Source organism: Actinacidiphila acididurans, from assembly GCF_016918855.1.
GTDB lineage: Bacteria > Actinomycetota > Actinomycetes > Streptomycetales > Streptomycetaceae > Actinacidiphila > Actinacidiphila acididurans.
Genome location: NZ_JADKYB010000001.1, coordinates 58,254 through 73,344, shown reverse-complemented (window position 1 = coordinate 73,344; position 15,091 = coordinate 58,254). Strand labels below are relative to the sequence as shown.

8 protein-coding genes are annotated in these 15,091 nt (G+C 69.9%); 2 read left to right on the top strand and 6 right to left on the bottom strand.

Annotation, left to right across the window (positions count from 1 at the left end; genetic code table 11):
* Positions 1 to 3: 3 nt before the first annotated feature.
* The 6 genes from ITX44_RS00240 to ITX44_RS00215 all read right to left on the bottom strand — a co-directional run bounded on the left by ITX44_RS00240 (position 4) and on the right by ITX44_RS00215 (position 11,023).
* Positions 4 to 2,418 (bottom strand): ricin-type beta-trefoil lectin domain protein, encoded by a 2,415-nt coding sequence (locus ITX44_RS00240; RefSeq protein WP_236059631.1) that lies wholly within the window; start codon positions 2,416 to 2,418, stop codon positions 4 to 6.
* A 193-nt stretch (positions 2,419 to 2,611) separates the two neighbouring features.
* Positions 2,612 to 4,141 (bottom strand): arabinofuranosidase catalytic domain-containing protein, encoded by a 1,530-nt coding sequence (locus ITX44_RS00235; RefSeq protein WP_205354887.1) that lies wholly within the window; start codon positions 4,139 to 4,141, stop codon positions 2,612 to 2,614.
* Positions 4,142 to 4,749: 608 nt separating this feature from the next.
* The gene (locus ITX44_RS00230) at positions 4,750 to 5,778 is read right to left on the bottom strand and encodes a LacI family DNA-binding transcriptional regulator (RefSeq protein WP_205354886.1); all 1,029 of its coding nucleotides are present in this window, start codon (positions 5,776 to 5,778) and stop codon (positions 4,750 to 4,752) included.
* A gap of 146 nt (positions 5,779 to 5,924) precedes the next feature.
* On the bottom strand, positions 5,925 to 8,351 hold the full coding sequence (locus ITX44_RS42485; RefSeq protein WP_205354885.1) for a glycoside hydrolase family 6 protein: 2,427 nt from the start codon (positions 8,349 to 8,351) through the stop codon (positions 5,925 to 5,927).
* A 694-nt stretch (positions 8,352 to 9,045) separates the two neighbouring features.
* Positions 9,046 to 9,726 (bottom strand): FadR/GntR family transcriptional regulator, encoded by a 681-nt coding sequence (locus ITX44_RS00220; RefSeq protein ID WP_205354884.1) that lies wholly within the window; start codon positions 9,724 to 9,726, stop codon positions 9,046 to 9,048.
* Between the two features lie 253 nt (positions 9,727 to 9,979).
* The gene (locus ITX44_RS00215) at positions 9,980 to 11,023 is read right to left on the bottom strand and encodes a LacI family DNA-binding transcriptional regulator (protein ID WP_205354883.1); all 1,044 of its coding nucleotides are present in this window, start codon (positions 11,021 to 11,023) and stop codon (positions 9,980 to 9,982) included.
* Positions 11,024 to 11,518: 495 nt separating this feature from the next.
* Between ITX44_RS00215 and ITX44_RS00210 the strand changes: the two genes are divergently transcribed.
* Both ITX44_RS00210 and ITX44_RS00205 read left to right on the top strand, forming a co-directional pair.
* Positions 11,519 to 13,216, top strand: a complete 1,698-nt coding sequence (locus ITX44_RS00210) for an amylo-alpha-1,6-glucosidase (protein ID WP_307795063.1) — start codon at positions 11,519 to 11,521, stop codon at positions 13,214 to 13,216.
* Positions 13,217 to 13,284: 68 nt separating this feature from the next.
* On the top strand, positions 13,285 to 15,078 hold the full coding sequence (locus ITX44_RS00205) for a lectin (RefSeq protein ID WP_372440814.1): 1,794 nt from the start codon (positions 13,285 to 13,287) through the stop codon (positions 15,076 to 15,078).
* Positions 15,079 to 15,091 lie beyond the last annotated feature (13 nt).

Genomic DNA, 15,091 nt, shown 5'->3' with positions numbered 1-15,091 from the left:
TCCTCAGGAAAGGTTCCATTTCTGGTTGGACCCGCCGGTGCACGACCACAGCTCGACGAGGGCGCCGTTGCTCGTGGAGGCGCCGGTCACGTCCAGGCACAGACCGGACTGGACTCCGGTGACGGTGCCGTCGGAGTTGAAGGTCCACTGCTGGTTGCCCTGGCCGTTGCAGGTCCAGACGTCGACCTTGGTGCCGGGGCCGGTGCCTTGTCCGTCGGCGTCCAGGCAGAGCTGGCTCGCGCCGCTGTAGACGGTCAACTGGCCGCTCGACGTGTGGGTGAACGTCTGGTTGGCCCCGCCGTTGCAGTCCCAGATCTCGGTCTGGGTGCCGGGCGTGGTCGACGCGTTCGGCACGTCCAGGCACCGGCCGGCGCCTACGGCGTGCAGTGCCCCGGTGGTGGTGCCGCCGCCTCCGCCGCTCGTCGCACCCGCCTGGGCCATCACCTGCTGCGCCCCCGAGGGCCAGTTGGTGCCGCTGACCTGGATGTTTCCGGTGAGTACGTTGTTGTGCGGGGCTCCGGTGGCGACCTGGGTGGCGCCGCCGTTGTACCAGTTGCCGGAGAAGGTGTTGTCGTTGGTGTTGTTGGTGCCGCTCGCGTTGGTGAACGCCCACACGCCGGTGTCCTGGACGACGTTGCTGCCGAGGGTCACGTAGCGGGAACCCTCGTCGAGGTAGAGGCCGACGGTGTGCTGGTTGTCGTAGATGTAGTTGTGATCGATGCTCGCGCCGGGGTTGGCAGACAGGTTGTAGATGCTGCCGCCGTCGTGGAACACCTTCTTCGTCCCGTGCACCAGGTTGTAGCTGACGACGGTGTTCTTCAGCGTCGTGGGCGTGGTGTAGACGGGCTGGTAGTTGTAGAGGCCGCGGTTCCGGTAGTCCTGGCTGCCGCCGGGGTCGTTGGCGCCCCAGCCCCAGCCGACGTCGATGCCGTCGTAGGCGAGGTCCGAGACCTCGTTGTGGGTGATGACGGCGTGTGTGACATACGTGGACAGGATCCCGGCCATGTCCTTGTAGTCCTTGGCGACTCCGCTGATCCGGTTGCCCTGGACGGTGATGTTCTGGTCGGTCATCGCGGAGTTGGACGGGTGGTGGGCGTCGGGCTGCACACCGCCGGCCACGATGCCCGCGCCGGAGTCGTCGGTGAACGTGCTGCCCGAGACCGTGATGTTCGAGGCACCCAGCCCGACACCGGAGGCGTGGGCGTCGGCGTCGTTGCCGATCCCCAGGCCCACCTGGCCCAGGTGCGCGAACGTGTCACCCGAGAAGGTGATGGAGTCGGCCGCGGAGACCTGCACCGCCGCCGGTACCTGGCTCCAGCTGTTACGGGCGGCCTCGAACAGCGGGCACCCCGACTGGCAGGACGTCAGGAAGTCCGAGGGCTGGCTGAAGGCACGTCCCAGGAACGTCCCGCTCTGCTGGTCGGCGTAGCCGACGGAGGTGCTGGGCTGCAACCAGGTGGTGTGCTCGAAGGCGATGCCCTGGAAGGTGATGTTGCGGGCCGGGTTGGCGTAGGTGCCGCCGATCTGGAGCAGCGAGGTGAGCCGGGGCAGTTCGATGTCGTGGGCGGTGGGCGACCATCCGGCGGGGGCCTTGTAGTACAGCTGCCCCGCCTGCGGGTCCAGATACCACTGTCCGGCGCTCTTCAGGAAAGAGTACGAGTTCTCCAGTTGCAGCGACCCGCCGGCGAAGGGCTTTGCCAGGGTGTCGTAGCCCCAGTTGTTGTTGTTCCAGGCCGGCTGCTGCATCGTGACCGTGGTACCGCTGATCGACTGCACCGGGGCGTAACGGTCGGTGAAGGAGTCCTGGCTCTCCACCTCGATCCGGCTCTGCTCCGGCAGCGTGGCCAGGTAGTTCAGCGCGGGATTGACGACGGTCATGCCGCCGGCGGTGATGTTCACATCGCTGCGCGAGATCGTGATCGCCGCCCGCGGCGCGAGGGCGCCGTCCACGTACAGTTGCCGGGAGTCTGCGCCGGCCGGTACGGAGGCGGCGTAGATGTTGTTCGCGGCGTCCTTCACCGTCCACCCGGTCACCTGCTGTCCGCCCGAGATCACCGGACTCTCGCCGGGGGCGGCCTGCCAGATCACGCTGTGGCCGTTGCTGCCCGAGTCCGCGCCGCCGAGCACGAGGGGAGCGGCCGGACGGTACGTGCCGCCCGCGAGCTGCACCACGACGTCGCCGGTCATGTTCGCGTCGATGGCTTCCACGGACGTCTTCGCCTGTGCCAGGGAGCAGGGTGCCGTGGCCGAGCACGAGGTTCCACTGCCGGTCGGCGACACATACAGGGTGGTCATGGTCGCCGCGTGCGATGTCACGGCCGGCGCGGCGACGACGACGCCGGCGGCGAGGGCCGCGACGAAGGCACCGCTCAGGGTTCGGCTGCGTTCCGGGCGTCTGCGGCGTGGAGTGAACATCATGGGGTCGCTCTCTCTTCGGGTGATGGAGGGGTTCGGGCGGGGTGGCTGCCGGCATGTCGTGCCGACGGGCCGTCCCCGGCCGGTGGGGACCGGGGACGGCCCGCGCGGCGAGCGGCCGCCGGCGGCGGGCCACGCCGGGGCGGAGGTTCATCCGCGGCGCGCGGGCACGATCAGCCGTGTTCCGGGGACACGCTCAGCCGCGCGTCCACTTCTGGTTGGTGGCGCCCGTGCACTGCCAGAGCTGGACGAGGGTGCCGTTGACGGTGCCGTAGGCGCTGGCGTCCAGGCACAGGCCGGACTGGACGTTGGTGATGCTGCCGTCCGCGTTGAGGTTCCACTGCTGGTTGGTGCCGCCGTTGCAGTCCCAGATGATCGCCCGGGTCCCGTTCGCCGTGCCGCTGGCCTCGTCGTCCAGGCACTTGTTGCCGTAGACCCGCAGTTCCTTGGCGCCGGTCGGGGTCCACTGCTGGTTGGTGCCGCCGTTGCAGTCCCACAGCTCCGTCTGGGTGCCGTTGGTCTGGCTGAGGTTGGGGACGTCCAGGCAGCGGCCGGCGTTGGTGTTGCGCAGCGCGGTGGCCGTGCCCCCGCCGGAGCCGGAGCCGCCGTAGCCGGCGGCTGTGATGCTCGCCTGCACCGCGTTCTCGGTGGCGTCGGAGGGGAAGCCCGCGGTGATGGCGCCCTCGAAGAACTCGCCCTGGCCGGAGACGCTGTTGTCGCCGCCGGTCCCGAGCAGGAGGGAGCTGTCGGTCTTCATCGGCGAGTAGCCGCCCGGCAGTGCGCCGGAGTAGGTGGTGGTGAGCCCGCCGCTGGCGGCGTTGCCGTATTTCAGGGTGAAGTTGCTGGTCCCGTTGTTCTTCTCCCAGGCGCTGACGAAGGGGTAGTGCACGCCCTGGTTGTTGGGGTCCTTGTTGGAGCCGCTGCCGGTGTGGTACATGCCGTTCTCCAGGTCGGCCTCGACCCAGGGGCCGGTGCCGACGCAGTTGCCGAACCAGCAGGCGTTGCCCCAGTAGATGGAGTTCATGGTGGCGTTGCCGGTGTCGGTGTGGGTGTTCTCACCGCTGCCGTAGTCGAAGCAGCACCATTGGTTGGTGTAGTTGGACGAGGTCACCATGTAGATGCCCTCGGGCTGGGAGCCGGTGGGTGCCCCACTGGCGTGGTCGATCCGGTATCCCACGCCCGGAGTGACCTTGACGCCGAAGACCTGGTTTCCCCCCGCGGTGACGGGCAGGGCCGAGGCGTCGGCACCGGCGTCCGCGCCGTTCGCGCCCGGTCCCTTCCAGTAGCCGCCCCACGAGATGGGCATGTCGTTGTGCCGGCTGGTCTGGTCGTAGATCTTCGTGATGGTGCACGAGGTGCCGGCGCAGAAGGACGTCTGGGCCGACGCGTCGGCGTAGCCGCCCGCGGACAGCAGGCCCACGTCGTGGTACGTGTGGTCGGAGGCCCGCTGCACCTGGTAGAGCGGCCCGTTGTACGCCGCGAACAGCGCCCTGGTGGTGGAATGGGCGGCGATGCACGGGGTGCCGCCGGCCGCGTAGATGTCGCACGGCAGCGAGGACGCCGCCGCGGCCGCGGGACGGGCCACGGCCTTCGCCTGTACGACCGTGCCGCTCGCGGCGGCCCTGCCGCCGAAGACGGCCGCCGCCATCGCGAGGGCCAGCAGGAGCACGGCGAGCGGTCTGACGCGGCGCAGGCCGGTGGGCCCGGAGGATGTGCGGTGATACATCGGAGCCTCCTTCGAGGAGAGACAAGCTGGAACGGCGCTCTCCCGCGGAGCGGTGGGCGAGGGAGAAACGCATGCGTGGCCCACGACCGCCCGACGAGCGGGTGACGGAGCCTGCTGCGCTCGCCCGGCCGCGCCCGTCGCGCACGAACATCGCGCGACGATGAGTCAGTCTCATAAGCAGGGCAGACGACCCTCGACGGCGGCCTCGACCTCTCACAGGAGGCGCGGGAGTGGCACCTGCTTCACCCGAGGACCGGTCGTCGGCGCCCGACCCCCGGCGTTCCCGGTGCTGGGCACGGGTTGTTCGGCCAGGTCAGAGCGATACCTCGGGTCACAGGACACTCCTGGGGTGAGGAATGCGGTCGCCCTCAAGAAATGTGAGCGCTCACATCCAGCGTGGGGGGTGCAGGCGTGCGCGGCTGGCCGCCGGGGAGGTGCTCCGGCGGATGCAGAAATGAGACTGACACATCCCCGGGCCGGACCTCAAGAGGTGCGTCACACAAGCCTTCTCCGGGCCCGGGCGGCCTTCACCGGCAGCCGATACAGCGGGCAGGCCGACACTGCCCCCACCGCCCCCACCGCCGGCACAGCGACACGGCCTCGCGTGCCTACGCGGACCGGCGGCGTACCACCTCTGTCGGCAGGACGAGGTGCTGTGGCGCCGTGGAGCTGCCCGAGATCGCGTCCAGGAGTATGCGGGCCATGTTCCGGCCCATGTCCGCGGTGGGCTGGCGGACACTCGTGAGAGGCGGGTCCGTGTGCCGTGCGATCGCGGAGTCGTCGAAGCCGATCAGGGCGACGTCGTCCGGCACCCGGCGGCCCGTCTCCCGCAGGGCCTGGAGCGCCCCGAACGCCATGAGGTCCGAGGCGGCGAAGACGGCGTCCACGTCAGGACGGCGCTCCAGCAGGGCACGCATGGCGGCGCGCCCGCCCTCATCGGTGAAGTCGGCGGCCTCGATCAGCGATTCGTCGACACCGGCCCCCGCGACGGCCACGGCCTGGCGGTAGCCGTCCAGTCGGCACCGCGCGACGTACATGTCCGGCGGCCCGGTGATGGTGGCGACCGCCCGCCGCCCCTGCCGGAACAGAAGCGTGGCCGCGGATCGCGCACCGCCGGTGTTGTCGGCGTCGACGTACGACATCGACTCCGCGTCGGTCCGGCGGCCGCTGAGGACGACGGGCAACCCGATCCGGCTGAGCAGGTCCGGGAGGGAGTCGTCCTTGTGCACGGACACCAGCAGCGCGCCGTCGACCCGGTGTGCCCTGAGATAATGGACCAGGCGCCGCCGCTCCTTGGGTGTGCGCAGGAACATCATCAGCAACTGCACACCGGAGTCGGCGAGTTGATCGCTCGCTCCGCGGACGGTGTCCATGAAGAACGGCTCGGCGAAGATCTTGCTCTCCGGTTCGGGGATGACCAGGGCGATCGCGTCCGTGCGGCTCCCCACGAGCGCCCGGGCGGCACTGTTGGGCAGGTATCCCAGCTCCCTGACCGCTGCCCTCACCGCGGCCTTCGCCTGGTCGCTGACATGTGTCGAGCCGTTGAGCACCCGCGAGACCGTGCCCCGCCCGACCCCGGCCCGTTCGGCGACATCGTCCAGCGTCGGTCCGACGCGGCCCGGTCCACCCACCGCCATGTACGCTCCCGACCCGCCTGACGATCGCGCCGAACGACAGCTGCACTCCCCCGCGCGGGCGGCCGCTCGTCCCGTGGTGGACAGGAGGTTGGCGCCTGTCCACCACGGTGTTCACGAGCGGTCGTTCCGCCGGAGGACGGTCGGCTCTACGGCTCGGTGCCGTAGACCAGGGTGCCGTTGACGTACACCGTGATCTTGGACGCGTCGGCGTACGAGGTGTTCGTGCCGTAGCTGTAGTCGTTGGTCTCGGTGAAGTTCGACCAGTCCGTCTTGTTCAGCCGGCTCTGGATGTCACCGGACGACGCCCCGGCCGCCAGGCTGCCCCCGGTGAACGAGACCTGGAGGTAGTGGTCGGCACCCGTCTTCGGGCTCGACATCGCCGTGACGCTCTGCGAGACGTTGCCGCAGCCGACGGCCGCGTAGTCGCAGTTCGCGGTGAAGGTCGACGCGCCGCCGTCGCTGGTGAACCAGTACCGGATCGTCACCGTCGACAAGGACACCGAGCCGGTGCCGGTGTTCACCAGTTGCAGACCGGGCTTGATCTGGTTGTCGCCCGGCGAGGAGTCGTTGTTCTTGTACTGCACCTTCAGCGTCCCGGTGCCGCCGGTGCCGGCCTGCGTGGTCGCGCTGACCGCGCTCGAAGCCGCCGACAGGTTACCGGCCGCATCCTTCGCCTTCACCGTGTACGAATACGCCGTCGACGCCGACAGCCCCGTGTCCGTGAACGACGTGGTCGTCGCCGACCCCACCAGCGTCGAACCCCGATACACGTTGTACCCGGTCACACCCACGTTGTCCGTCGACGCCGACCACGTCAGCGACACACTGCTGCTCGTCGTCCCCGACACCGCCAGGTTCGCCGGAGCCGACGGAGGCGTGGTGTCGCCGCCGGTGCCGGCCTGCGTGGTCGCGCTGACCGCGCTCGAAGCCGCCGACAGATTACCGGCCGCATCCTTCGCCTTCACCGTGTACGAATACGCCGTCGACGCCGACAGCCCGGTATCCGTGAACGACGTGGTCGTCGCCGAACCCACCAGCGTCGAACCCCGATACACGTTGTACCCGGTCACACCCACGTTGTCCGTCGACGCCGACCACGTCAGCGACACACTGCTGCTCGTCGTCCCCGACACCGCCAGGTTGGCGGGCGTGGACGGCGGGGTGGTGTCGACGCTGCCGGAGCCCAGCGCCGGGTAGGCGTTGGCGACCAGCTGCTGGAACTGGTAGGCGAACCACTGGCCGGCCGGGACGTCGTAACCGGGGATGGCATCGGTCGGGTACGTGCCGCCGTTGCCGTCCGTCTGGGTGCCGTTGGGGTCGCAGTGCGGGTCGCCGTGCGTGTGCGAGCTGGTCGGGTAGTCGCCGTCGGACTCACCCGGAGGCTTGATCCACACGAACCCGATGACGGGGTCGCTCGTCCCGTACGGGTACGCGGTCGGCCGATTGCCGATGCCGGCGCCGTTGACATTGCACCAGTCGCCGCGGAACGGACGCTTGTCGATCTTGTTCGCGGTGACGTAGTCGTTGACGTTGGTGGGGCTGGAGTTGAGCGAGGTCGGCCGGGCGGCACCACCCCAGCCGTTGCGGGAGGTGTCGATCAGCATGCCGACCGAGCTGGGGAAGCCCGCGGAGACCATGGCGGCGTGCATGGCCTCGTCGTAGCTGTGCTCGTCGAAGTACGGGTTGTACTGGTAGAAGTTGGCCGAGTCCAGCGGCTGACCGCCCACCTGGAGCGTGCTGTTGGGCAGGAACGGCTCGTCGGTCGGCGTGGTGTTCGCGGTGTCGCTGATGAAGCCGTCCACGCTCGCGACGCCCGCCGTGGTCGCCCTGGCCACCTTGGCGAACTCCGCGGCCGCCGGGCTCATGTTGCTGGACCAGCCGAGCCACCCGGAGTGGCCGATGTCCAGGTAGTTGTAGACGTTGGGAATCGCGTGCAGCTTGTTCAGCGCGTACGCGACGCCCTTCTCGTAGTACGGCGTCGCCGTCGCGCACGCGGTCTTGCTCTGGTTGGTGACCGCGTTGGGCAGCGAGTCGGGCTCGATGATCGCGGAGATGCGCAGGTTGCTGTACTTGGAGTTGCCCAGCAGCGCGGCGATCGGGTCGATGTACTGGCTTTCGTATTCGGTCAGTCCGGCATCGGTCGCCGGGATCTCACCGTTGGAGGCGAGCGCCGCGCAGTCACGGCCCGGCAGATCGTAGACGACGACCTCGAAGAGCACCGGGTTGGCGCTGGCGGCAGCCTGTGCCTCCGCCTGGTCCAACTGGGCCTGGAGTCCGAGGTGGGTGCTGTCGCCCGCGATGGCCCCGATGTGGTCCATCCAGATGGCGGTCTGGTAGCTCGCCACCTTCGCCTCGGCGCTGCTGCCGTCCGCGGACGCCTGGGCCTGCACCTCGGAGACGTAGTCCGTGTTGAGGTAGGGCGTGGCACCCGAATACGGGTTGGCCACCCGGGTCGCGGCGGCCGCCGAATGGACGCCGACCGCCGCGGTCAGCGCTGCCGCGCTGAGGACGAGTGCCGAGCCCGCCGCAAGTCTGCGTCGCAGGCGTGGCCATTGCATGGGTCCGGTTTTCATCGACTTCCTTGTCTTCTCGGGAAGGGGCCACCGTCCGTGGACGTGTGGGCTCGCGGCGGACTCGCCGCGCCGCTGGTGGAGCCGGTGCGCTGCTCAGCCACCCGGGAATGCCCGGGCGGTATGCCCGGGATGGCGGCGAGCAACAGTGGGAGCGCTCCCACATTCCGCACGGAGAAGAGACTCCTCGTAGAGCCAGGACATGGAAGATCATTCTCCTCGCGTGGGGGGACGAGGCACTGACGTGCCTCGGAGAAGAATCCGATGGTGGTGCTGCATCCGGTTGTCGGCCTGCCGCTCCTCGCACTTCCTCGTGAATGCCATATATCAACGAGTCAGTCGCGCCATGTATCAGACACATAAACTGCACCAGCCGGCCCACGCTGTCAAGACTGCGGGGACTGTTCCGGCGGCCGACCCCGCCCTGACGGGCCGCCAACAGCCCCGCGTCCGGGCCGTGAGGCATGGCGGAGCGCCACGGCGCTGCCCTCCGGGCTTGGCGGACCGGCTCTTCAGAGCATGCTTACTGCCGCCTCACCGGCTCACAGGTTTCGGACTGGGTGGCCGGCTTGTCCCACGTCGGCAGCGACCAGTGCCTGCTGAGCCCGCGCACCCGCTGCGTGGTCAGGCTCGCGCTCAGCAGCGGGGTCAGGACGCCGCGTTCGGTCCCTTCGAGGATCGCCCGGGCGGATGGGCGTCACTGGTCGAAGTGCTCGCGCAGCCACTGCTCCGTCGTACTCACGTGGATCAGCGCCGCGGCTTCGGCCAGCGCGCGGTCCCGGGCGACCAGGGCGTTGTAGATCGCCTGGTGTTCGGCGATGGTCCGGTCGCCGGCCCTCTCGTCGACCAGACCGCGCCACACCCGGGCGCGCACTGTCCGGCTGGAAATACCGTCCAGCAGGGTGGCCAGCGTGCTGTTTCCCGCGGAGGCGAGCACCGCGCGGTGAAATGCGGCGTCATGCTTGTTGAGCAGTTCGACGTCGTCGCGGGCCCGCCTCATGGCGTCCAGGTGGTGTTTGACCCCCGCGAGGTCCTCCTCGGAGATCCGGCCGGCGGCGAGCCCTGTGGCGATCGGCTCGAAGAGCCGCCGGACTTCGGTCAGTTCGAGGAGCTTGTCGCCGCGCAGCAGTTCCACCGCCCAGCCGAGGCCTTCCAGCAGCAGTTCCGGCTCAAGACTCGTGACATAGGTGCCGTCCCCCCGCCGGATCTCCAGGACGCGTGCCATCACCAGCGCTTTGACCGCCTCGCGCATCAAGTTGCGGGAAAGCCCCAGATCGGAGGCAAGCTGCTGTTCCGGCGGCAGTTTCGCCCCTGGCGGGAGCTCCCCGGACCGGATGAGCTCCCTGATGCGTGCGATGGCTTTGTCGGTCAGCGACATCGATCGACCCACACTCCCCTGCCGGCGCCCGACGAGCGTAACAGGGTCATCCCATGTCCGAGAAGAGATGCATTGAGCGTCCCAACGGGCAACTCCTCGCGATCCCCGCAGCTTCGAGGGGACAGTCAGCTGTTTTCGCGCCGCGAGCGCCGTTTCGCCGGGCGGGAAATCGAGTCCGGCCCTATGAATTCATCCCATGTCATGGTGGGGCGCGGAGCCCACCGCCGAGGACCGCAGGGGCCCGGGAACGGCGTCATCCACGTCGCCCGACGACATCCGGGAGACGGTGCGAGGGCACGGCGCCCGTGCTGGAGCGCAGCGAGATGGGTGGCGCGAGGAGGATGTGCCGGGGCGGCGTGAGAGGCACAGCGATGCGTTCGACCAGCAGGGACACGGCCTTGTCGCCCATGTCCAGAGCGGGGACGTCGGCTGCGGTGAGCGGCGGGCGGAAGTCCTCGGCCCAGGGCAGGGCCGCCACACCGGTCACCGAGAAGTCGTACGGCACGGTCAGGCCGGCGTCGTCCAGCGCCCGTTGAATGCCGGGCAGCGCGGCCTCGTTGATCGTGGTGACGGCGGTCAGGTCCGGGTGGGCGCGCAGAAGCTCCTCCAGGCACTCCTGGCCGGAGCGGGCGTCGTCGCCGCACGGCACCTCCACGCCGTCGAGGCCGCGTTCCGCGGTGGCGGCGGCGAAACCCTCCCGGGCCCTGTGGGCCGGACCGTAGCCCGCGGCGAGGAGTTCCGGCGAGCGGTTGACCAGGGCCACCCTGCGGTGCCCGAGGTCTGCGAGGTGCCGGACGGTGTGCTGGATCAGGCCGGCGTAGTCGATGTCGATCCAGCACATCTGCTCGTCGCCGGCGGTGCGGCCGATGCCGACGAAGGGCAGTCGTGCCTCCTGGAGCCTGCCCACGCGGGCGTCCTCCAGCCGGATCTCCATCAGGATGACCCCGTCGACCCGGCCTTCTGAGACCAGCCGCTCGAAGGACCGGTCGTGGTCGCCGCCGGACGGTGAGAGCAGGACGTCCAGGTCCGCGCGGGCGGCGGCGTCGACCACACTGGCCACGAAGTCCAGTTGCATGTGCGTCAGCCGATTGCCCGCAGGCGGGATCACCAGGCCGATGGTCCGGGTGCGGCCCTCCTTGAGCGCCCTGGCGGTCGCGTTGGGCCGGTAGCCCGATTCGTCGATCACGTCCTGGATGCGCTTGCGCGTGCCGGGCGCCACGGGCCGCTTGCCACTGAGGGCGTACGACACCGTGCTGCGCGACACACCCGCCCGCCGCGCGATCTCCCCGATGTTCATGCGACTCCTCAGCGCTACTTGCGCATGGCCATGGTACTGCGCGCGAATCGGTTCGGCGCCCGAGGCTCCAGGAACGCCCTGCTCCGGGCCCCGCCCGTGGACCCGCCATCGTCACATGGCAGGCAGACAGGGGCACCCGCAGTCTTGACGGGTCTGGGTGCGGGTTCTACGTTCGCGGTCGAACCGATTCGCACTCCGGATACGAAACGCCGTCGCGGCGGGAGCGGCCGCCGTGCCGGCACCCCTGCCCGTGCGGCGGGTGGCGGCGAAAGGGAGGGTGCCATGAACGGCGAGGCCCTGCCGGTCGGACAGCGGGGCGACACCCCCGACGTACCTCCTGAAGACCGCGGGCGCCGGTCCGGCCCCGGTCGGGAACCGGTCGTCGCGGAAAGGACCGAGTCCCCGTTGACGGCCGACAGCCCCGACACCCCTGCCGGCCCCGACTCCCCCGCCGGCCCCGCCTTCCCCGCCGGCCCCGCCTTCCCCGTTCAGGAGATACCGTTCAGCCACCACGGGTCGTGGTTCGGCATCTCACCGGTCGTCGCCCCGCACAGGCAGGCCGAAGACCTGCATCTGGTCTCGCACCAAGGCGGCATGCACGCGGTGCTGCGCCTGACGCCGGTCCACCCCGGGACCGGCGGCGTCGCCCGGAGCACCTGGCACGCCACGCCCGCTCGCCTGACCTGGCAGGGAGAGACCGGGCAGGTCCAACTGGCGTACGAGAGCTGCGACACCGTCCGGCTGCTCGGCCGCGGGCTGGGCCTGCTGATCCGCGCCGCCGCCGCGGAACTGACGCCGTTCAGCGGCACCTACTTCTACCGCGACCCCGTCGACGGCTCCTTCCACTTCACCTCCTACGAGACCGGCCGTCGCTACCGGATCACCCTCCTGAAGGGGGTCGCCGCCGCCGAGGGCGCCGAGGCTCTGGGCACGGCGGTCCGCAGCGTCGTCCTGTCCGGCGCCGACGAGTGGGAAGCCGCCGTCGAGGAGATCGAGAGCGCCCGGCGGCCGTACCTGCCCGACGGTGCGTTCGCCGCCGTCGCGGCTCGCGGCGAGGAGGCGTTCCGCACCTTCGCCGAAGCGGTCACCGCGGGCCCGGCGGACGTGGCCCCGGCCGCCGAACTGGCCGCGTACGTCCTGTGGTCGGCCACCGTACGCCCGGCCGGCTTCGTACGGCGCCCCGCCGTCCTGATGTCGAAGCACTGGATGGACAAGGTGTGGAGCTGGGACCACTGCTTCAACGCCCTCGCCCTGGCCCCCGGCCTGCCGGACCTGGCCTGGCACCAGTTCCGACTGCCGTTCGACCACCAGGACGACAGCGGCGCCCTGCCGGATTCGGTCACCCACTCCGAGGTCCTCTACAACTTCGTGAAACCGCCCGTCCACGGCTGGGCGCTGCGCCGGCTGCGCGAACGGCTGCCCCGGCCGCCGACGGCACAGCACCTCACCGAGGTCTACGGGAGCCTGGCGCGCTGGACGGACTTCTGGCTCACCGCCCGCACCGCCCCCGGCCGGCGGCTCCCCCACTACCAGCACGGCAACGACAGCGGCTGGGACAACGCCACCACATTCCGCACCGGGCGCGTGGCGGTCACCGCGGACCTGACCGCCTTCCTCGTACTCCAGTCGGCCGAACTGTCCGAGCTGGCCCGGGCGCTGGGCAAGCGCGAGGAGGCCGAGCGGTGGCTTCGCGCCGCGGACTCACTTCAGGAGGCCCTTGTCGAGCTCCTGTGGTCGGGCGGCCGCTTCCGCAGCGGTTCGCCCTACGGCGGTGGGCTGTCCGCGAGCCGCAGTCTCCTGGACCTGATGCCGATCGTGCTGGGCGAGCGCCTGCCGCGCGAGATCGGCGAACGGCTCGCCGAGCGGATCGCCTCCCACCTCACGCCCTACGGCCTGGCCACCGAGCACCCCGACTCGCCGCACTACCGGGCCGACGGCTATTGGCGCGGCCCGATCTGGGCACCCTCCACGGTGCTCATCGAGGACGGCCTGCGCCGCGCCGGCCACACCGACCTCGCCGACGACATCAGCCGACGCTTCCTGTCGCTGTGCGAGAAGTCCGGCTTCGCCGAGAACTTCGACGCCCTCACCGGTGAAGGACTGCGTGACCGCGCGTACACCTGGACCGCGAGCGCCTACCTCCTGCTCGCCGACGACCGTGCCCGTCGAGAGGCCGAGCAGACACGGAGGTAGCACGTCATCGCTTCACCTGCTTCCCCCCACCCACCGAGCGCCGCATTGCGCCGGCATCAGGAGATTCGATGAGGACGACATCCAAGCGCGGCCGGCTCACCGCCGCGGCGGCCACCCTGCTCACGGCCGCGTTCATGCTCGTGGCACCGGCGCACGGCGCATCGGCCGCGACCAAAACGCTGAGCGTCGACCTGGCGCAGACGCGAGGCCCGGCCACCGGCGTCGGCGAAGGGTTCCTCTACGGTGTCAGCCAGGACGGCACCCAGCCCGCCGACCAGTACCTGCAGCCCCTGGGCATCAACGCCTTCCGCGGCGGCGGATGGTTCTCCGGCGGCTGGATCAAGGACAACTACAGCTACGGCTCGGCGACCAAGGCCGACATCGACTCGATCGTCGCGCAGGCCCGACGGCTGACCCAGCCGCCCTACCACGCCGAGTACCAGGTCCTGGTCAGCGACCTGTGGGGCAACAACGGCGGCCAGCCCTCGAACGAGACGTACCCCTGCGACAACGGGAACTGCTCCAACTGGATCAGCTTCATCGACTCCACCGTCGGCGCCCTCCAGGCCTCCGGCCTGCCCTTCGCCTACGACATCTACAACGAACCGGACATCTCCGTGTTCTGGACCCGGGGCATGAACAGCCCCCAGTACTTCCAGATGTGGGACACCGCCTACCGGGAGATCCGCCGCATCGCCCCGAACGCGAAGATCGTCGGCCCGTCCCTCGCCTTCACCCCCCAGTCCAATCCCGGCGAATGGAGCACGTGGCTGGCCCACGTCAAAGCCGCCGGAACCGTCCCCGACATGATCACCAACCACGACGAGGGCGACGTCGACGACCCGGTCACCGTGTCCCAGTCGATCAACAACGCGCTGTCGGCGGCGGGCATCCCGGCGCGGCCGCTGTCCGCCAACGAATACCAGCCCGCCGACCGGCAGACCGCCGGCGTCACCGCCTGGTACCTGGCGCGCTTCGCACAGTCCGGATACACCAACGCGATGCGCGGCAACTGGGTCTGCTGCATGACCCCCAACCTGACCGGCGTGCTGACCCAGTCCGGCGGCACCTGGCAGCCGAACGGCAACTGGTGGGCCCTGCGCACCTACGCCGACCTGACCGGCACCCTGGTCGGCACCTCCGGCCAGGTCGACAGCACGGCGATCTCCGCCTCGGAGGACAGCGCGGCCAAGCGCGCCGTCGCCGTCATCGGTGACAGCAACGGCTACACCGGCGCTGCCTCCGTCACCTTCGCCGGATTGTCTTCCGTGCCGTGGCTGGCCGGCAACGGCAGCGTCAACGTCACCGTGGAGCGCATCCCCGACCAGGCGCCCCTGGGCGCCCCGCAGGTGGTCTACAACCAGAACCTGAGCACGTCGGCCGGTTCCCTCACGGTACCCATCACCTTCCAGGCCGCACACGACGCCTTCGCGGTCTACGTGACCCCGACCGGATCGACCAGCGGCGGGACCAGCGGCGAACTGCACGCGGTGGGCGCGGGCAAGTGCCTGGACGTACCGAACGCGTCCACCACGGCGGGCACACAGGTGCAGATCTGGGACTGCTCGGGCGGCTCCAACCAGATCTTCACACGCACCTCGTCGAACCAGTTGACCGTCTACGGCGGCAGCAGCCAGATGTGCCTCGACGCGAACAGCCAGGGCACCAGTCCCGGCACCAAGGTCATCGTCTGGCCGTGCAACAACCAGGCCAACCAGCAGTGGAACCTCAATTCCGACGGCACTGTCACCAGTGCCCTGTCGGGCCTCTGCCTGGACGTGACGGGAGGAAGCACCGCCAACGGCGCGCCGGTCGAACTGTGGACCTGCAACGGCGGCAGCAACCAGCGCTGGACCTTCTGACAGGCCGCCGCGG